Genomic DNA, 18,310 nt, shown 5'->3' with positions numbered 1-18,310 from the left:
ATAGCGACTGTTGTTAAGGTAGGTCACGCGACCAGCGCAACGAAGTTGTCTGATCGGTGCTACTTTGGGCTGTTTTCGCTTGCATCTCTAACAATATGTATGTCTTCATTAAACACATCAACGAACGCTCTACTTAAGTTTAGTAGTTGTAGGTATTATCTTCTCTTCTGTCTCTGCCGCCCAACGGAATAACCATCGTATTGTAAAGCATTCGAGATACAACCATGTCTCCAAGCATGTCATCTTGACGTAATATTGAAACAGGGAAATTGCTTGTAAAGATTGTGCTTTTCTGTTCTTCTTTGCGGAAGTCAATAACATCATAGATAAGGTCTCGAATAATTGGGGTCATTCGACCGCTCCCGATATCATCCAGTATCAGTAGCGGGACGTCTTTCATCTGGTTGAGTTCTCGGTGGGCTTCGTAGGTAAACTTCTCGTCATTGCGAGTGTAAATATCTCGCTGACGGTTAGCCCAAGCTCCAAATTTCACATACATTCCTACGGGAGTTTCATAATCAAACCATTGCGGATCACGACAAACTTTGTAAATAAACTCATTAAGAACGGCACTTGCTGTCCAGGATTTACCTGTACCTTTGCCCCGGTTAATCAAGGCAAGGTTCGTACCTGAAGTGACAAAGCCTACCGAATTAGATAATAAGTCCTTCAGGATGGGTACAAAGTCAGTGTTGTCCGCATCTTCAATATAGTTGTGCAGGTTGGCAGTACGGTACTCCTTGGGGATTTTAGCCAAACCTATAGCCTTTTCCAGTTTGTCGTAGCCCACACAATAGGTGAGCATATGCTCGGGTGGCAACTTCACTTCACCGCTACGAAGTTTGCACCAGTCCTTTACCACACAGGCTTCACATGTGCTAAACAGTTCTGTCGTTGTCCCAGTCAATATACTCATTAGTTACCTCCTCTAATCCTCTTCAGGAAGTCCTCAGCAGACATGCCGCTCTTGGTCTGTACGGTATTCTGAATCATTTCCTTCTTCTCTTGCTTCTCGATATAGAATGGTTTATTACCTTGCTCGACAAACAAATCAATCTCTGCCGCCCGTCCTGAGGTACTGAACCACTCCAGGGATTGATTGTCATATCCAATTTGGAAAAAGGCATCTATTCTTCGCTTCATTAGCACCTTGTTGCCGTCAACATTCTTGAGCAAGCGCCCCATTATTCCACGATGTTTACTTCGGACGGTTTCGTGTGTTCTATCTGTAGCATCAATAAACTTCTCGTAGAAGTACTGAACGAAGTTGTCGTTCTTCCATCGGTCAATGTCTTCAGGTAGGGAGAACCTGCCTTTCCCTCCCCAAAAGTTGTCCGATTTTTCGACTGTGTCGCCTAAAACGTTTCTCATTACTTCCTTTGCCACAGGTTTGTCAGAGATATCAGGCTTCGCCTTTCCACCGTACGGAGGGTTGAACACATCTTCCCCTACCTTCTTTACCCTGCTTAAAAGGGTCTCGCGTATATGTGATTCAGTCTCAGCATCGACAGGAATCTCCCGAAAGATGACACCCTCTTTTTTAAGCTTCTCAAGCATCTTAATAAAGCCTTCATATATATCTTCGTATAGACAAACCTCAACTTCTTTGTACACGGAATTTACAGACCGCCAGAACATTTCAGATACATGTAAATGGTCAATCTTGTCTATGTCCATCAGATAGTAGGAGTTCGTCTTCCGATTACCGTTACGTTCCTTCAGGATGAATCCCTTCTCGCAGAGTTCGTCAATGTACTTGATTGCTGTTTTCTTGGTGCAGTTGCAAGCCATGGCAATTCGTGATACAGCAGGGAATGCTTCTCTTCCGTTCTCAAAAACGTACTTGGATATCACGCCATAGGCTATCTTAGACGTGTCCGATAATTCCAAACAAGAGACCACCATATTCGGCAGTTGCACATGTCCTCTGTTTTCGGAGTCACGGTAGACGAATTGCTTTTCGCTAGATACGATCACCTGTCCTTTGTATTGCTCCATGGTTAAATCATCTCCCTACTCTTTAACTGATCGGCGCAAGTATTATCAAAGTTGCGGGAGATCTTACATATGTCTCAACCCCTCTGCTATCAATAGTCGATCTATGTATGGAAAAAGATGCTCAGCGTTCTTTAATGAATTTGGAGTGCGTTGCGTCAGGGAAGGTAAGAGTTCGTCGGCTTCTTGATTTCCATATCGGTCAGGTCAGGTCCTTGGCCAAGCCATGGGAATCCTAACGCAGTGGGGAAAATCAACTAATAGAGGATTAGCAATGGGCATTAAAAACGAGAATCCCACAAACGAGGCGATGCATTATGGAGAGGTTTATAGCGAATAAAGTGCTCCGTGGTGGCCAAACAGACCGAGATGAAGAATAACATATTCCTCTTCTCGGTCTTGTTCGTATTCAGAAAAAATTAGACTCGCTCATCTCGACTCGTAATTGAAGTGTTCCACGTCCACATACCCTTGCTCTCTTTCATAGTTCACGTTGTACACCCCAACTCGATCTCCCCGATAGTGTCCCCAACCTAGTTGATAGACTTCCCCATAGGGAATAAAGTTCTCTCCATCGAGGCTGTATTCATACTTGTTTTCACCACGCAAGTTCCAAATCGATCTTAACCACAGGTTAGTCACATCCGCATCAATAGATGGTCCCCATTCGATTGTACCTGAATTGTTGTACTTCAATATCCGCGTTCCTTGCTGCTGATGAACACCGATCGTACAATAGGTTTGTCCAAAATGGCATAGACCCGCTTCATGATCGTCAACCATACCCCTTAGATCATACTTGGCAGTCACTACGTTATGAGGAACACGATACGCCCGTTGGGAAAGAGTATTCGGTATCTTAAAGAAATCGTTCCTTTCGGAAGGAAGACAGGCATGTAACCGCAAATATCCCGGCCTCTCTGTCAAAGACCACATGTCTGCTTTGGGCTGGTGGTTCCATCCCCAGTGAGACCGGAGTACAGGCTTATTAAAATCATCATTCACGGTTAAGGTTGTTTTAGGATAGCCTAGAATTGGTTTTGTTCCTCCCCAAACCATCTCTCCAACGCCGTCACCGTCTGTATCCTCACCAATGATTGGCCAACCATCTATCCATGAAACCGGAAGCAGATGAAGTGTTCTACCCTCAAAGTAACCACCGGCTCCTTGATGACTAATGAAATACCACTCTCCAGACGGTGTTGGTACAAGCCCGCCTTGATTCGGTTCGCGGTCCATTTCCACGCCATGCGTATGAATTAACTCTTTTTCTTCGTAAGGGCCGTATAGTTGCTCCGAACGAAGCATCATAACAACCCTTACATCTTCACCATTCATTGGTCGAACCTCACTGTGAAAAATGTAATAAAGTCCGTTTATTTTATAAAGCTTACTCGCTTCACTACCTTTATATTGATGGATCACGACACCACTGTCATGCAAAATTTGTTTTCCATCCTCACTAAGTTTAAACAGATGAATATTGTAATTGTTAGCAAAATTCGTAGCGACCAGATATCCTTGACCGTCATCATCCCAGAAAGGACAACAATCATCCCAGCCAGCGATTTCCCAACTATGATGAAGAGGCTCCCATGGGCCGGCAGGATCTTCAGCTGTACTCACGAACAAACCTTCATCCGGCGTAAAAAAATACACCCAAAATTGTTGGTCATGAAAACGGATAGCTCCTGCCCAGACTCCTTTTGCATAACGGTTCATTCGATCATACCGATATTCTGGCCCGATCACTGTTAAATCCTCTACGACATGACTAATGACATTCCAATTCACGAGATCTTTAGAGTGCAGAACAGCCATACCTGGTGAACAATGTAACGTGGAAGAGATTGCATAATAGTCTTCCCCAACGCTTATAACATCTGGATCGCAGTAATCTCCGGGCAAGACTGGATTGACATAAGTACCGTCCCCTTGATCACCCCATTTTCCTTCATTGGAAAGCAATACGTAATCTTTGTTCATCATCGTTGTCCTCCATCGCTTTTCTGGGATGCAGTTCACTATCTAATTGAGGCTTCGAGACCTTACACTACGAATCTCGTAATCATTATACTACTTGAAAGTTAATAGATTAGATAGCATTAAACACGATCCCGACGTGTACAGGAATCGTGTTTTAAAGAAAGGTTATAACGTTTTTGTCCTAAAGTGTTCACTTCATTTTACTCTTCTGTTTTCGAATACCTGTAATGTGAAAGCCGGCTCTCTCCGATGGGCTACTCTCATCTGCTTGCTCCTTCTGTTCCTGTTGCACTGCATCTGCAGCAAATGCAACAGATGATGTTTTTTTGCGCTTACGTTGCACGATGATATCACTTAGAGCAATCAGAGATACCAGCATTAAACTGATAAAGAAACCCGGCCGGCTTAAACCGTGAAAAAGAGTTCCTATTACAGCCGCACTGATCAGCACCAGTCCAATCCACCGTTTTACGACATCTATTGTACAAGATTTTAACAATCTGCCTGAGGAAAGTAAGATGAACAGCCAGTTATACATCAGCATTAAACCTGCAGCTGTCGTTACATATTCATAGACTTTTCCAGGAAGCAGCAGCGACATGATAATGGTACCAATCAAACCGCATCCGATCAGGCACAACGCAAATAGAGGATATTTCTTCTTCCACTTCTGTGAGAATAACTTTGGCGCATCCCCTTCCTGTGCCAGCGTAATCATCATAGACGTTACTGCATAGAGCGATGCAGTCATCGTGGAGAAACCCGCCACAATCAGAACGCCGTTGAACAAATGCGGGACAAAAGCGAGGTGATCACTGCTCAGTGCAAGTACGAAAGGGCTCTCCTTCGGATTAAAAGCAGACAGCGGCACCATCGTTAACGCAAGCCCAATGGATACAACATACACCAAAGACAACGAAATCAGCATGACTTTGCCCGCCTTCGGTGCATCTTCCGGTTTTTCCAGTCGATACGACATAATGCCGAGCACTTCAATACCCCCATACGCATAGAACGCAAACAGGAAGGCTGACCACAAACCCAGACCGCCTTTCGGAAAAATGGAAGGCATATCCATCGGCACTTTGTGTGCATATTTTGTGCCGCCTATCCAACCGGCAAGCAAAGCGATCGCCAGAACAAGAAACATGATTATAGCTGCTATTTTAATGACTGCCAGTACATTTTCTACCCGGTCAAATCCCTTGTTCCCGAAGAACACGATACATAAACCGACGATTCCAAAACCCGCGGCAAAGATCCATAGTGGCACACTGGGAAACCAGAAACGTGAAAAAATAGATAGTGCAGTCAACTGACTCCCCATTATGAGAAGTTCCGAAAACCAATAGACCCATCCACTGGCAAAACCTGCCCAATTACCAAAAGCTTTCTTGGCATAAGAACGAAACGATCCTTGTTCCGGATGATCTGAAGTCATGCGTGCCAATGCATCAAAAACAACGTATGTACCTAACGCAGCAAGTGCATAAGCAATAACTACGGCGGGACCGCCGATGGTAATAGCTAGACTTGAGCCGAGAAAATAGCCCGTTCCAATGGTGCCCGCAACGCCCAGCAGACTGAGCTGCCACCATTTCAATTTCTTTTCTCCCGATGACTTGCTGCTTGAAGCTTGACCCATTTCGTCAATCCCTTTCCAGTGTATTGTAATCGCAATACGTAGCCTTCCCTATTTTCAGCAAAACATCTCCCTGAATATTTCTTCAACCCTCTCAGCATAATACACAGGTAAATTCAAACACTTAGGAGGCACCGTTCATGAACCAATTTTCGCAATCACAACAGATTACTCAGCTCGCTCAACAGTTGACACAACAAACACAACAAGCATCCATGCAATATCAACAATTGCTGAGACAAGAGCAAAGTAATGCACAACAACTGGAGCAACTGGCCCAGCGCGAGCAGCAAGCGGCTCATATTATTCAAACGGCATTGCAAGGCCATCAGACAGCGATTCAGCAGCTTCAACAAATTTCCAACCTCGCTCAACAGCTTGCGAATACATCTTCCCAGCATGTGTCTTACATCGACCAACCGTACAATACACCTAACACGACCATTCAAGGTCAAAGTCAATCTTTTGGCAATTTCTCGAACCAGCATCGTCAATAGGTTGAGAAGAGTTAGTCTATAAAAAGGAAAAACAAGGAGCTCGTTTAACGGGCTCCTTTTGATGTTTCAACTAATTCAGATTAAAAAAAAGACCCCGTAGGGTCTCTATCTGAGCTGAGTTCATAGAACGCATAGTCAGTCGATCATTCCTTTTAAAACTTAAGCATGTAAATCATGTGTGCCCGGGCTATGTTCATTCGGTAGCTCTGGCATATATGGAAGCGGATGGCCCTGAGGTGGATCGACCACTCTGAGTTCTCCCCCGTTGCGGCTTGGCGTTTGACCACTGAAAATTTCAGCTATACGTGTATTGTCCAAACGGAAATTGAATTGTGCGTTGTGGAAGCCCATATCGACATATTTTCGACATTCCGGATATTTGTTAATGTCATAATTCGGAATCGGGAATATTCCGCCCCAATCCACGCCAAGTGTCTCCAGTGCTTTCGCAAATGCATTTTGGTGTGCATTATCCCGAACAATCAGAAAACCCAGCGTCTCGCGAAACGCCTTATTGGTGCTCATCTCATATATTCTTGATTTTTGCAGAACACCAGTGGATTCAAGAACAATGTTATCTAACAGATTGCTGACTAGATTTCCATGATCATACACATAATTGCCCAGCCACGGATTGCCGGCAGCATCTACAGGTAAAGAGCTCTGTGCTCCCATAATATAATGATGAGGGTTGGCATGTTTGATCGCTTCATCCAGTGGAGCACCGTCTACACCGGCATTTCCGGCCCCAGCTGCTCCAGCTCCAGTTAACAACTGGTTAATGGTTTGCTGTACTAGCTCAATGTGACTTAACTCCTCCAGAAACACGCCGCGAATCAAATCTCTATATTGTGTTGCTTTCCCCCGAAAATTGCTGCTTTGGAAGAAAAACTGCATCATGGTACGCATTTCACCGAACTGACCACCGAGCGTTTCCTGTAGTACCTTGGCTGCAGCCGGATCGGGCTTGTCCGGTACAATCAGATTAATCAGGTCTTCACGATAGAAAAACATGTTAGTCCTCCATTCTTTAATTGCTTACGAGCCTAGTTTCCTACGATTTTTATGGATATATGTACTTTTACAATTAGTAATCTTTAGGGTACACCATTTCAATAATATTCGAATCGGATGACATGGACAGTCACCATTTTGCTTACGGGCTATATCCTATAAGTAAAAGGAGGATTACTCAATGTCTCTGTTGTTTTCTTCTGCCGATATGGTAAATGGTGAGCTTCCTCTTGCTCAATGGCAAAGAGATGCTTATCGGTTATTTTCCGCCAAGATGAGTGACCGGGAGGCCAGGTTTCCCTGTATTCCTGCTACCCAAGCGTACGCACTGGGTCACCTTCGTTATGGATTTATATTTCAGTCCGAAAGAGTTTCTCTTGCCGAGCAATTATCGAAAATCGTATCCGAATATGGAGCTTCTTCACGTACCTTCGGAAATTATTCTTCACTGGTTATTTTTTTTGAACAAGAAAAGGAACACAAGGATGTGCTCACTTACGAACAATCATTCTGGAACCTGTTAAGTGAGATGCGAACTCTTGATACCGAATCTTGGCCAGCAGATATCCCTGAAGATCCAGAGAACCCCCTATGGGAGTACTGTTTTAACGATGAACGATATTTCGTTTACTGCGGTACACCAGCCCATAGCTCAAGGCAAAGTCGCCATTTCCCTTATTTTATGCTCGCTATGACACCTCGCTGGGTACTTGATCTGTGGAATGAGCAGCCCGAGCGGGCTGCAGCCATAGGCCCGAGAATTCGTGCCAGGCTTGCTGCCTACGACACCGTTCCCGCGCATCCTGAATTAAAGCAATACGGGGCAGAAGGAAATCTGGAGTACAAACAGTATTTTCTGCGAGATGATGACACGGCTCCATCCAAGTGTCCTTTTCTACGCTCACTGCAGCAAGAAAAAGCGAGAGAATAAAATTTAGCATTCTAAAAAAGCTCTCCTCCGAATAAGCTGTATACCAGCAGATCATGTGAGGAGAGCGCATTTTTTTCATTTTTCACTCGGTATGAAGAGGTACATAGATCTGGCCTAAGCATGCATTTTCATAAATGGACAAGCTGTAGCTGTTAGTTTACCCAACCCCAACCTTCCGGAAAGGAAATGATTATGGAGATTTATGTGAAGTTTATCCTGATTGGGCTTGCTATTGCCATGCCTGTAGGAGCCATCACGGTAGAGATGACCAAGCAGGGACTGCGAAATGGATTCCTACATGGTTGGGCGGTCGGTCTGGGCGGAATGACACTGGATACGGTTTTGATTTTTGCGATGTATTTTGGGTTTGCTGCGCTGCTGTCCATTCCTTTCGTTCAGATTCCGTTATGGTTGGCTGGTGCGGGATTTTTGGCTTATTTGGGATATGACTCCATACGTAACTCAGATGTAAATCTGTCCACCACGGACGGAAAAGCAGTACAAGCTCCCCCCTCCTTTTGGCGAACGTATCGTAATGGTCTGTTGGTAGCCATCTCCCCTGGTAATCTGATGTTTTGGGTTTCTGTCTTTGGTGTTGTGTTATCAGACTCTTATCAATCAGCAGGAAAACTCAGTTTTATCATTGCAGCAATCGGGATATTATGCGGCATTCTGTTGCATGATCTGGGTCTGCTCACCATCGTATCCATCACACGCAAAATGATGAGTGCCAAGATGGTACAGCTCGTTTCGAGTCTGGCGGGGGTTCTTCTGATCGGTTTTGCGTTCTACTTTTTGTACAAGTTTGTCATTGCAGTGTGGCAAGTTATTTTTTAGATAAATAGCCCTAGCTTCAATGTGCTTCTATGATATACGTCGCCTATCATCCGTCTCAGCTTACGAATTGCTTATAGAACATAAAAAAGCTGCCCTTTCATAGCGAAAGGAGCAGCTTTTCTATTGACGTTCACCTCAGCATGTGTAGGTTCGTTAATACGTTACTCGGAGTTGATTGGAGTGTGATAGGGTTGATATACAGTAAAGTAACAATGGAGCTTATTTGATTTATCTATTATGAATTTTTCATATGTTGAAATTTTATAATTTTACTGCAAATCTAAACAATTCCTCTAGCTGTTCATCGACCTCGTACAGTAAGTTCATCAGTTGATCTGCATAAGGTCCAATCGCGGCTCTGCTGTCGTTATAATGAATCCATTCCAGCGTAACCGGCACTGGCACATGCCATACTAGCGCTTCCCATAGGGCATCCATACTCTCAAAATGAGCGGGCTGCAACGAAAACTCGGTTTGAAGTACGCGCTGCAGATCTTCTACGCTTCCTATCGTTTTCCCATCAATGATCACTTTCATTTTTTTCATGTTTCTGAGCTCCTGGATTCCGTCGATTTGATATAAACAGAGCACCTACCATGATCAAAATAGCCAACGACCACCAGAACGTCGACATTGCTTGATCATGATCTATGATAATTAAGCGAATCACCGCTGTGATTCCGATATAAATAAAGTAACGAAGAGGGAAATGAAAATTAGACTTAAAGTACTTCACAATTAAGGCGATAAATTCAAAGTACAAGAAGAAAACGAGCAATTCGGATAACATTTCATAGTAGCTATCTTGACGAGTTACAAAAGACTGGTACACAATTTGTACAATATACCATGTCTCACTTATTAGAAGTGCGCTTAAAGCCAAGGCCAGAAAGAACAGGCAGATATTCAGAAGCGCTTGTAAAATGTGTGGTGTTTTTTGGAATTTAGTAACGAAATCTTTCATTTGTCATGTCTCCTAGTTCAATACGTGATGTCAATTAATTGTTGCTTCATATGTTTTCTTCCTCGAAAAAGGTACGTTTTGGCCGTATTTTCAGGTATATCATTCAAAATACTGATGTCTTTGACGGTCATTTCCAAGTAGTACCGCTGATAGACGTAGTGTCTCCACTTCCCTGGAATCTGATAAAATGCATCATTGATCCGACGTTTGTGCTCGGAAGAAGTCTCGTTCTGAATCAGCCTTTCTTCAGGGCCAGGTTCACGGGACATTAGATCAGATGTAGCATCCGGAGACGTTTTTGTATCCTCTACATATAACGAGCTTATGGCAAGACTCTGTCTCTTTTTCTTGCGCAGAACGTCTAGACATACATTTCTCCCAATGGTATAAATCCAGTTTACGACATTCTTTTGGCTGTTCATTTGTTCGATATGCGTATATACCCGCAGGAATGTCTCCTGCACGATATCATCTCGATCCTGTGGATCTCGGAAATAGCGCGAAGCCAACCTCCATACCATCGATTGATACGTGTCCATAAGTGACGTAAACGTGGATTGAGCTGCTAATAAGGTGCCTTTCATAGGTTTCTCTATCGGGTTCATTCTGATTCCTCCACAGATGTAATTAAACCCCTTGTGTATTTTTATCTGAAATGCAAACGCACTCAACAGCACGTTTTAGACCTTGGATTTACTGAAGCTGAGCACAACACGATAGCTTGTTCCTTCTTGACTCCTGGAAAACTGCCCTTGCATACGGTTCATCATCCGGCCTATGATCCGCTCTCCCAGACCTGTACTTTCCGGAGAATCCTCTGCAATTTTGATGGTGTTGGTCAGTTGAATCTCGAATAACTCCGCATTCGAGTTGAATGTAATGCAGATTTCATCCTTGGGTTCTGCATACTTCAATAGATTGGACAGAATATTATCAAAGACCCGCCCGAGTTCCTCCAAATTCACCGTGATATAAACTTGCGGCAGTTCACCCATAATGCGGACTTTAAATTGCTCCTGACGCAGAATGGCGATCTGATCGGATATCAGATCATAAATAGCCTCCTGCACAGCAATGCTTTCAAGGTCTTCCTCTTGCTCTTTATCCAAAAGGAAATAATCAAACAAGTCATCGGACAGCTTTTTGAGTTGAATGGCTTTACCGTATGCATTCGTGATGTAACGGCCATTATCTGAAACGGACTCACTCTGTTCTTTCTTTGCAAACTCCAAATACATGATCAAAGAGGTCAGCGGGGTTCGCATATCATGAGACATTTCGGTGACAAGACTGCGACTTTCCGCTTGTAATGTTTCAATCGCATCCAGTTTATCCAGAAAGGCTTTACGGAGCTCTTCGATGCTTTCAGCGATCATGGCCAATTCATCGTGACCTCGAATCGTCATTTCGTAATTTAGCTCTCCACCTTCAAGAATGTGAATCTCCTCATGAATCGTTCTTAGATAAGCGAGACTCCGACGAATGCCTAGCAGTACAATTAACAGGAAGATTAACGTAGAGCTGAGTAGTTCCAGGGTGAAGGTGATATCGTAATATCGGGATGAGAAAAATCCGTCAACCGTCACTCTCCCCTCTCCATCACTAAACATGACTGAGTATGAATGTTTCTGAGCATATAACGTTTCCCGCTCTACTCCATATCCGGACTCATCTTCCAGCGAGTAATTGGAATCATATTGCAAGACCTGATCTTTGTAGATGGTAAGCATAATGTAGTTCTCTTTTTTCACCCATTCCCCAAATGCCTTGCGATCAGTTGATGGTAGATGATTTGTCTTAACAAAATTGCTAAACTTCGCAATCGATTGGGTAGACTCACTCTTATAGTACTCATCCGAGTTAAGGTATCTGTCAATCAGCCCATTACTGATCTTCTGCATCGTCATAAAGATCAGACCACTTACCGTAGCCGCGAGCAAAATGATTAAAGCTAATTTTTTGGTAAGCGTAAATTTACGGTGTGCCAAAACGGTATCCTCTCCCCCATTCGGTAAGGATATAAACCGGGTGCGCCGGATCATCTTCTATCTTTGCACGCAATTTGCGAATGTGTACCATCACTGTATTATTTGAAGAATAAAAATACGGCTGTTCCCAGACACTCTCGTAAATATTATGCGCAGAAAATATTTTGTTTCGTTTGCTCATCAGGAGCTTCAGGATGCGATACTCCAGATCAGAAAGCTTAATCTGTTGCCCTTCTTTTGAAGCCTCATTAAAATGCTCGTTGACCTTTAATTTGCCCCCAACAAGAAAAGTATCTCCGCTTTCTTTTTTTTCCTTGTAAATCTTGTATCTTCGTAATTGCGCGATAACCCGGGCATGAAGCTCTTCTTCTGAAAATGGCTTTGTCATATAATCATCACCGCCTGCCAGAAGACCTTCCGTTTTATCCAGCGTACTCGATTTAGCAGTTAAAAACAGAATAGGAACGTTGGAATAAGTTCTAATCCGCTCACATGTTTCAATCCCCGAGATCCCTGGCATCATGATATCCAAAATGACCAAGTCCAGATCGTCATCTACGAGTTGTAACGCACGCTGTCCGTCCCTGGCTCTTAACACCTCATTGCCCGCTCTTGTAAGGGACTCTTCTAATAGATCACCAATATCCTGATCATCCTCTACGACTAATATCCGATGGGACATGCCTTACTCACCTCATAATTCCTGATGTTATTTACGCGTCTTCATTATATATCGTCCTTCGGCAACTCTTAGGTAATACGATAAATCATAAATCTTAACCATTTATGAATGCAATCATTTGTCATACATTCGTCACAAATTTTAAATAAAAAACGATCCTTCAGAAACTGTTAAGAATCGGTCATTATAGTTATTTAAGGTAAGGGCAGTATTTATACACACCAAGACTCGCTCAGGCTAAATATAAACATGAATAGGAGAAATGTTATGAACGAGAATGCGAAAAAAGAGAATCTTGCACAACCCCTGAGTTTGAAAGAACGTGTCCATTTTTTAGATATCGTTCGTGGATTTGCTATGCTCGGCATTATTATTGTGAATTACTTTTTGATCGTAGACTCGATGAAGGGATTTGATATGACTTCTAACGATCTGGTCCACAGCCTGGTTTCCACATTCGCCGAAGGAAAATTCATTACGTTATTTTCTTTTCTATTTGGTGTTGGCTTTATGATTTTTATGGATCGGGCCGTACAACGCGTAGAACATCCTCGAAAACTTTTTGCCCGCAGGTTAATCATTCTATTCTGTATTGGCTTGTTGCACATCACCTTTATATGGGTTGGCGACATATTGACTTTTTACGCCGTAGCCGGATTTTTATTACTCGCGTTCTATGCCCGCACGCCTAAAACGATTTTGCGCTGGATTATCGCTCTTATATCGATGCAATTACTGGCTTCCGTATTTATGATGATTTATAATGCGATGAGAACTACATCTTCGGACATGCCAACTTATTTCGATTTCACATTAACCAGTCATACCAGCCTTACCTATCTGGACTCCTTGGTAGCAAGATGGGCAGACATGGGCGTGATGGCAGCAAGTTCATTTTCTACAGTTTATTCCATGTTCCTGATGTTCCTGATCGGTATGTATTTTGTAAAAATGGACTTCTTCACAAACATGGAATCCAAGCAATCGATTTGGAAGCGAATCTGGTTCATTAGCTTGGGTGCATTTATATTTACTCAGTTAAGCACTATGCTGAATACACTTATTTCGAGTGAAAATACATTTTTGATGGAGCTTTTCATGATTCTGGCTCAACACGGGAACTTAACCGGAAGCATGTTTTATATGAGCAGCCTTGCGATGCTGTTTTTGTATGTTCCTGCACTCCGAAAAGGGTTGATGATATTTACCAAAGTTGGACGTATGTCGCTGACCTGTTACCTCCTTCATTCCATCATTGGAACCATGATTCTGCTTCCATATGGATTTGGATTGGCTAGTTCTATAAAACCTATGGGTACACTTATGCTTAGTATAGCTGTGTATGTCGTGCTTGTAATATTCGCCTCGCTGTGGCTAAAACGTTTCAAGACCGGGCCAATGGAATCAATCTGGCGAAAGCTTACGTATGGTAAGGTTAACCGTACTTCCAAAAATTCCGGCCACACTCGTCCAGCCATTGAACAGTGACTTGCGTCAATAAGCAGTGAGTCGAGCCAAATTGTGTATGCGATACGTTCCACCTCACCAGAAGCCCCTTAAGGGGCTTTTTTTAAACTTTTGCCGAACGCAACCATCCCCCACCTTTATTACAGGGTTTGGTTTTGGATCGCTTTCTATTGTGAATTTTTCATATGTTGAAAAAATAATATTTCGAAGTTTAAGTAGTTGATCTTTCTGCCTTTCCGCTCATCTCACCTTATTCTGAGCACAAAAAAACTGCCCACAAAAGGCAGTTTTCCAGAAATCCTAATCATTGAAAAATTCTGATTTATTCAAAACAACTACTTTTAACGTGGTTTGAATGAATTTGGATTAGATGCGGCCAGTCCAGTCAGCTCGTGCGACTTCTTTCCAACGTGCACGAATAGCCTCATATTGTTCCTTCTCTAGCGGCCCATTCGCCACCAGATCAGCATTTTGTTGCCAACGGTCAGGTTTGGCAGTTCCCACAATTGCGGTATGCACCCCTTCGGTGCTGAGCGTAAACCGAAGAGCAATTTCCACCACTCGCTGTGCTTCTTCGCTCAAAAAGTCATATTTCAGCTCATTTAACCGTTTCCAATAGTCATAAGCATAATCTTCTTCCGTTGCCGTATCGTACATCCATGCTACATTGGCAATCGGTCTTTTAGCAATAATGCCCATATTTCGTTTACACGCCTCAGGCAAAGTCAGTTCAATCGCTTCCTGATCAGCAATATTTAACGATGTCTCCAGACTGTCGAATACACCTGTACGGATAGCATATAATGCATCTGTCGTATCACCGCTATACCCGATAAAACGGGTTTTACCTGCCTCTTTTGCCCGTTGCAGCACTTCAATCACATCACCCTGTCGAAGCACTTCTTCCGAACAGCTGTGCAGGTGGATTACATCCACATAATCCGTTTTTAAGCGTTTGAGACTACGATCAATAGTCTGTTCGAGCACGTTGGCATCCCAGTTGGGCCCGTCCACACCTGCTGCATGTCCACATTTGGTAAAAAGAAAATATTCTTGCCTGCGATGTCCCAACACGTCGCCGATTTTTTCCTCACTGTCCCCGTAACATTCCGCTGTATCAATCATATTTAGACCCGCATCCAAAGCACGATTAAGTAACAATTCTACGTTTGCCTTGGATGCATCCCGAATCTCAGAGCCGCCAAAACCAAGTGTACTGACTTTCATCCCGGTATTTCCGTAATTACGAAGTTCCATCGTGATCCTCCTCCAGAATAGGTTAGTGGCTTAAACAAGATAAGTACGATACAGGAGACTTTCGTCTTCTTCGTATGATCTCATTTGCATCACTTGCACGTTGACTTGTCTGCACGGTTTCGTATTTCATGTTTTATGTCGCGTTCATATGTTATTACCCGTTGCGGCAGAAAGCAGCACATTTTTAAAAAAACTTCTCTCGTACACCAATATACGTGAATACGTTTAGAAACCGTAAATAGACATGCCACCATCCACCAATAGAGTCTGACCTGTAATATAACCTGCTGCATCCGAAGCAAGAAAAACAACGGGGCCAACAATCTCTTGTAATTCCCCTACACGCCCAAGCGGAGTACGACTAGTAATTTCTTGCATATACTGCGGATCATCAAGCAGTTTCTCCGTCAGCGGGGTGCGGAAATACCAAGGCCCAACCGAGTTCACACGAATACCGTATTTCCCCCATTCCAGCGCCAGCACCTTCGTCATATGAATTAAAGCCGCTTTTGTTGCCCCGTATACAACACCTGTTCGCAATGCTGTATGTCCGCCGACCGATGAGATGTTAATAATTTTCCCATCCCCATACGGCTTCATATGCTGACCCGCCCATTGTGAAGCAAAAAAAGCTGATTTAAGATTCGTTTGCATGATCGTTTCCCACTGTTCATCTGTTACTTCCAGGGCTGGCGTTCGGATGTTCATACCTGCATTGTTCACGAGAATATGAATACGTCCCATCTCGGAGATCGCCTGCTCGAAAGTCTCTTGCATCTGTTCTTTAGAAGTTACGTCCGCGCAGAGAGCCAATGCTTTGCGTCCCGTCTGTTCAGTAATCGTCGCTGCTGTTTCTTCAATCTCCTTCATGGTGCGGGATACAAGCACGACGTTGCTTCCCGATTCGGCTAGACCGATAGCAAGTGCTTTGCCGATCCCCCTGCCTGCACCTGTGACCAGTGCTGTTTGTCCATCCAGATGAAATGCCGGTGCGGTCATAATTATCCCTCCTTTTTCGAAATTCTGACTTTATTATATAGACTTGTCCTAATATTTGTATCAGGTTAAGAAATACTGACTAGGATTGCCCAGTTCCGGATGGAATTTTTCTCGAAAACGCCCTCCCGTATAATCGCCAATGATTTTACGCCAGAACGCCTGCGCAATCATATTGTTTCGAACCTGTGTTACTTTCCATCGTCCGGGGAAACGTCTGAACAATTCATACGCGGCTTGTGTTCCAATGCCGCTGCGCCTGTATTTTTGCATAACAAAAAATTCAGTCAAATAGTAGTCATTATCCTTGCTCCCTGGTTCTAACTTCTCCACAAGTGCAAATCCAGCCGGTGCTCCTTCACTCGTGATCAGAAAAGGAAATTTTCGACCTGTCTCCGTCCAGAAAGCATCCAGACCCGGATATTCCGGAAATATGCCATCCTGATCTACATCAATATTCAGATATTTCGTAAAATCATAGAGATAAAATTGCATGAGATGCCGAATCACCTGACTGCGTTCGCGGGGAACCATCTCAATCTGCATATTCATTTGGTTCGCCTCCTCTAGTCTAGTCTGCATGTATAACATACTGTAAACCTTTATAAGATGTAGGGCAATAACATGACATGGCTTAGCATGAACAGCCTAGTTATTTGCATATATACCAGTAATATTAAACAAGATGATTGCATGTAAATTATGGTACACTTAATATACTTTGATAAAACAATCGTTCATATGGAGGTGCCGAATTTGACCAACGTGCAAAAAGAGATTGACCGACGTAAACTGGATGAAAAACTACCCTCAATGCCCTGGTTTGTTCAGCAATTCATTGACTATAAACTGCCTGACCTCTCTCCGTCTACATTGCTAGAATACTTGAGAGATTATGATACCTTTTTTAGCTGGCTGCGTGCAGAAGGGTTGTCCCAGGCTGACTCGAACCAAGGGGTGACATTGACCGAACTGGAAGTGCTTCGTATGGATTCCGTTACTGCGTACCGATTATTCCTGACCACGAGACGCGAGGGCACCAATTCGAGAATTACGGTTTCACGTAAACTATCTTCCCTGCGGTCGTTATTTCATTATTTAAGCCAGATTGCTGAAGATGAAGACTTCTATCCCCTTCTTAAACGGAATATCATGGCCAAGATTGAGATCAAACGCACCCATAAACCAAAAGACACCGCCGCGAAACTCAAAGGAAAAATACTGGAAGAAAACGAGTTGCTTGAATTTATAGGTTACATCCTTGAAGGCTACGCCATAGATATGCAAAAGAACAAACAAGCCCTTTACTCACATGAGCTGAACAAAGAACGAGATGCTTGTATTGCCAGCCTTATTCTGAACTCAGGTCTGCGGGTATCCGAAGTCGTTAATTTGAATGTGGATGACCTTGATCCAGGCAATAAACTGCTTTATGTTTACCGCAAAGGTAACAATGATGAAACGTATAAAACTCCCGTATATTTCAGGGAACAGGCCAAAGATGAACTGGCAACCTATATGAATCTGCGGCAATCACGGTATCGCACACCCAAACGAGAAAAGGCGCTCTTTATCGCACTCCGTAACGGGGAATCGGAAGGCAGCCGCATGACTAAACGTGCTATTCAGGCAATGATCATGAAATATGCCAAATGTTTTGGCAAGCCCTATCTGACCGTGCATAAATTACGCCACTCTTTCGCCACCGACTATTATTTGCAAAATGACATTTATAAAACAAAAGAGCAGCTTGGTCACGCTTCAACCGAAACAACCGAAATCTATGCGCATCTGACTGACAAAACGATGTCGGAGGCCATTGAACGCCGCGTAGAAGAGAACGCTTAAAGTTAAACTAGTTCTTAATGCTAAAGGTCTATTATATGAATGATAGAAACTGAAGCTCTCTACAGATCTCTTCATCAATCCAAAATCTAACGATCTCAGATGAGCTTATTTAGGCCAAATCTAGCTTTCTGGAATTCTAACGATCACCATGGAGCTAGAATAAAAAGTGGACACCCGTTAACGGACGGAAGGATAATAAGGGAACG

The 18,310-nt window shown here is 43.4% G+C and carries 18 protein-coding genes; 5 read left to right on the top strand and 13 right to left on the bottom strand.

The window, feature by feature from the left end:
* Window positions 1–139: 139 nt before the first annotated feature.
* From ACUTVW_RS06305 to ACUTVW_RS06290, 4 genes are all read right to left on the bottom strand, one after another.
* A complete protein-coding gene (locus ACUTVW_RS06305; RefSeq protein ID WP_445645010.1) occupies window positions 140–916 on the bottom strand; it encodes an ATP-binding protein in 777 nt (258 codons plus the stop codon).
* Window positions 916–1,998: a helix-turn-helix domain-containing protein gene (locus tag ACUTVW_RS06300; RefSeq protein WP_445645009.1), complete on the bottom strand. Its 1,083-nt coding sequence runs from the start codon at window positions 1,996–1,998 to the stop codon at window positions 916–918. Before ACUTVW_RS06300 ends, ACUTVW_RS06305 begins: the two co-directional genes overlap by 1 nt.
* Window positions 1,999–2,424: 426 nt before the next feature.
* Window positions 2,425–3,984, bottom strand: coding sequence for a glycoside hydrolase family 43 protein (locus ACUTVW_RS06295; protein WP_445645008.1), 1,560 nt, complete (start codon window positions 3,982–3,984; stop codon window positions 2,425–2,427).
* Window positions 3,985–4,171: 187 nt separating this feature from the next.
* Window positions 4,172–5,626, bottom strand: coding sequence for an amino acid permease (locus tag ACUTVW_RS06290; protein WP_445645007.1), 1,455 nt, complete (start codon window positions 5,624–5,626; stop codon window positions 4,172–4,174).
* A 137-nt stretch (window positions 5,627–5,763) separates the two neighbouring features.
* Between ACUTVW_RS06290 and ACUTVW_RS06285 the strand changes: the two genes are divergently transcribed.
* On the top strand, window positions 5,764–6,120 hold the full coding sequence (locus tag ACUTVW_RS06285) for an AMP-dependent synthetase and ligase (RefSeq protein WP_251505069.1): 357 nt from the start codon (window positions 5,764–5,766) through the stop codon (window positions 6,118–6,120).
* Window positions 6,121–6,279: 159 nt separating this feature from the next.
* Here ACUTVW_RS06285 and ACUTVW_RS06280 read toward each other — a convergent pair whose 3' ends face one another.
* Window positions 6,280–7,134: a manganese catalase family protein gene (locus tag ACUTVW_RS06280; protein ID WP_445645006.1), complete on the bottom strand. Its 855-nt coding sequence runs from the start codon at window positions 7,132–7,134 to the stop codon at window positions 6,280–6,282.
* 181 nt (window positions 7,135–7,315) lie between these two features.
* On the opposite strand from ACUTVW_RS06280, the gene ACUTVW_RS06275 reads away from it, so the two are divergent.
* Together ACUTVW_RS06275 and ACUTVW_RS06270 are read left to right on the top strand one after the other, a co-directional pair.
* Window positions 7,316–8,065 carry a YqcI/YcgG family protein gene (locus tag ACUTVW_RS06275; RefSeq protein ID WP_445645005.1) on the top strand — a complete coding sequence of 250 codons (750 nt, stop codon included), beginning with the start codon at window positions 7,316–7,318 and terminating at the stop codon, window positions 8,063–8,065.
* Between the two features lie 192 nt (window positions 8,066–8,257).
* The gene (locus ACUTVW_RS06270; protein WP_445645004.1) at window positions 8,258–8,902 is read left to right on the top strand and encodes a LysE family transporter; all 645 of its coding nucleotides are present in this window, start codon (window positions 8,258–8,260) and stop codon (window positions 8,900–8,902) included.
* 261 nt (window positions 8,903–9,163) lie between these two features.
* Here the strand turns inward: ACUTVW_RS06270 and ACUTVW_RS06265 are convergent, their stop codons facing one another.
* The 5 genes from ACUTVW_RS06265 to ACUTVW_RS06245 all read right to left on the bottom strand — a co-directional run bounded on the left by ACUTVW_RS06265 (window position 9,164) and on the right by ACUTVW_RS06245 (window position 12,536).
* The gene (locus ACUTVW_RS06265; protein ID WP_445645003.1) at window positions 9,164–9,448 is read right to left on the bottom strand and encodes a barstar family protein; all 285 of its coding nucleotides are present in this window, start codon (window positions 9,446–9,448) and stop codon (window positions 9,164–9,166) included.
* Entirely contained in the window at window positions 9,423–9,866 is a 444-nt protein-coding gene (gene psiE, locus ACUTVW_RS06260) for a phosphate-starvation-inducible protein PsiE (RefSeq protein WP_445645002.1), read from the bottom strand. Before psiE ends, ACUTVW_RS06265 begins: the two co-directional genes overlap by 26 nt.
* A gap of 17 nt (window positions 9,867–9,883) precedes the next feature.
* The gene (locus ACUTVW_RS06255) at window positions 9,884–10,471 is read right to left on the bottom strand and encodes an RNA polymerase sigma factor (protein WP_445645001.1); all 588 of its coding nucleotides are present in this window, start codon (window positions 10,469–10,471) and stop codon (window positions 9,884–9,886) included.
* A 75-nt stretch (window positions 10,472–10,546) separates the two neighbouring features.
* Complete coding sequence (locus ACUTVW_RS06250) at window positions 10,547–11,854, bottom strand: HAMP domain-containing sensor histidine kinase (RefSeq protein WP_445645000.1); 1,308 nt, start codon at window positions 11,852–11,854, stop codon at window positions 10,547–10,549.
* Entirely contained in the window at window positions 11,841–12,536 is a 696-nt protein-coding gene (locus tag ACUTVW_RS06245) for a response regulator transcription factor (RefSeq protein ID WP_445644999.1), read from the bottom strand. Before ACUTVW_RS06245 ends, ACUTVW_RS06250 begins: the two co-directional genes overlap by 14 nt.
* A gap of 267 nt (window positions 12,537–12,803) precedes the next feature.
* Between ACUTVW_RS06245 and ACUTVW_RS06240 the strand changes: the two genes are divergently transcribed.
* Window positions 12,804–14,024, top strand: a complete 1,221-nt coding sequence (locus ACUTVW_RS06240) for a DUF418 domain-containing protein (protein ID WP_445644998.1) — start codon at window positions 12,804–12,806, stop codon at window positions 14,022–14,024.
* Between the two features lie 345 nt (window positions 14,025–14,369).
* Here ACUTVW_RS06240 and ACUTVW_RS06235 read toward each other — a convergent pair whose 3' ends face one another.
* From ACUTVW_RS06235 to ACUTVW_RS06225, 3 genes are all read right to left on the bottom strand, one after another.
* Window positions 14,370–15,260: an aldo/keto reductase gene (locus ACUTVW_RS06235; protein ID WP_445644997.1), complete on the bottom strand. Its 891-nt coding sequence runs from the start codon at window positions 15,258–15,260 to the stop codon at window positions 14,370–14,372.
* 225 nt (window positions 15,261–15,485) lie between these two features.
* Entirely contained in the window at window positions 15,486–16,259 is a 774-nt protein-coding gene (locus tag ACUTVW_RS06230) for an SDR family NAD(P)-dependent oxidoreductase (RefSeq protein ID WP_445644996.1), read from the bottom strand.
* A gap of 60 nt (window positions 16,260–16,319) precedes the next feature.
* Window positions 16,320–16,808: a GNAT family N-acetyltransferase gene (locus ACUTVW_RS06225; RefSeq protein ID WP_445644995.1), complete on the bottom strand. Its 489-nt coding sequence runs from the start codon at window positions 16,806–16,808 to the stop codon at window positions 16,320–16,322.
* A gap of 204 nt (window positions 16,809–17,012) precedes the next feature.
* On the opposite strand from ACUTVW_RS06225, the gene xerS reads away from it, so the two are divergent.
* A complete protein-coding gene (xerS, locus tag ACUTVW_RS06220; RefSeq protein ID WP_434758304.1) occupies window positions 17,013–18,104 on the top strand; it encodes a tyrosine recombinase XerS in 1,092 nt (363 codons plus the stop codon).
* Window positions 18,105–18,310 lie beyond the last annotated feature (206 nt).

The sequence above is a fragment of the Paenibacillus sp. TSA_86.1 genome, assembly GCF_052691815.1.
This window is presented reverse-complemented; position numbering and strand designations above follow the sequence as displayed.

Excerpts from the sequence above, each read along its gene's own strand:
- ACUTVW_RS06305 (WP_445645010.1), bottom strand. The coding sequence starts at position 916 with ATGAGTATATTGACTGGGACAACGACAGAACTGTTTAGCACATGTGAA.
- ACUTVW_RS06300 (WP_445645009.1), bottom strand. The coding sequence starts at position 1,998 with ATGGAGCAATACAAAGGACAGGTGATCGTATCTAGCGAAAAGCAATTC.
- ACUTVW_RS06295 (WP_445645008.1), bottom strand. The coding sequence starts at position 3,984 with ATGATGAACAAAGATTACGTATTGCTTTCCAATGAAGGAAAATGGGGT.
- ACUTVW_RS06290 (WP_445645007.1), bottom strand. The coding sequence starts at position 5,626 with ATGGGTCAAGCTTCAAGCAGCAAGTCATCGGGAGAAAAGAAATTGAAA.
- ACUTVW_RS06285 (WP_251505069.1), top strand. The coding sequence starts at position 5,764 with ATGAACCAATTTTCGCAATCACAACAGATTACTCAGCTCGCTCAACAG.
- ACUTVW_RS06280 (WP_445645006.1), bottom strand. The coding sequence starts at position 7,134 with ATGTTTTTCTATCGTGAAGACCTGATTAATCTGATTGTACCGGACAAG.
- ACUTVW_RS06275 (WP_445645005.1), top strand. The coding sequence starts at position 7,316 with ATGTCTCTGTTGTTTTCTTCTGCCGATATGGTAAATGGTGAGCTTCCT.
- ACUTVW_RS06270 (WP_445645004.1), top strand. The coding sequence starts at position 8,258 with ATGGAGATTTATGTGAAGTTTATCCTGATTGGGCTTGCTATTGCCATG.
- ACUTVW_RS06265 (WP_445645003.1), bottom strand. The coding sequence starts at position 9,448 with ATGAAAAAAATGAAAGTGATCATTGATGGGAAAACGATAGGAAGCGTA.
- psiE (WP_445645002.1), bottom strand. The coding sequence starts at position 9,866 with ATGAAAGATTTCGTTACTAAATTCCAAAAAACACCACACATTTTACAA.
- ACUTVW_RS06255 (WP_445645001.1), bottom strand. The coding sequence starts at position 10,471 with ATGAACCCGATAGAGAAACCTATGAAAGGCACCTTATTAGCAGCTCAA.
- ACUTVW_RS06245 (WP_445644999.1), bottom strand. The coding sequence starts at position 12,536 with ATGTCCCATCGGATATTAGTCGTAGAGGATGATCAGGATATTGGTGAT.
- ACUTVW_RS06240 (WP_445644998.1), top strand. The coding sequence starts at position 12,804 with ATGAACGAGAATGCGAAAAAAGAGAATCTTGCACAACCCCTGAGTTTG.
- ACUTVW_RS06235 (WP_445644997.1), bottom strand. The coding sequence starts at position 15,260 with ATGGAACTTCGTAATTACGGAAATACCGGGATGAAAGTCAGTACACTT.
- ACUTVW_RS06230 (WP_445644996.1), bottom strand. The coding sequence starts at position 16,259 with ATGACCGCACCGGCATTTCATCTGGATGGACAAACAGCACTGGTCACA.
- ACUTVW_RS06225 (WP_445644995.1), bottom strand. The coding sequence starts at position 16,808 with ATGAATATGCAGATTGAGATGGTTCCCCGCGAACGCAGTCAGGTGATT.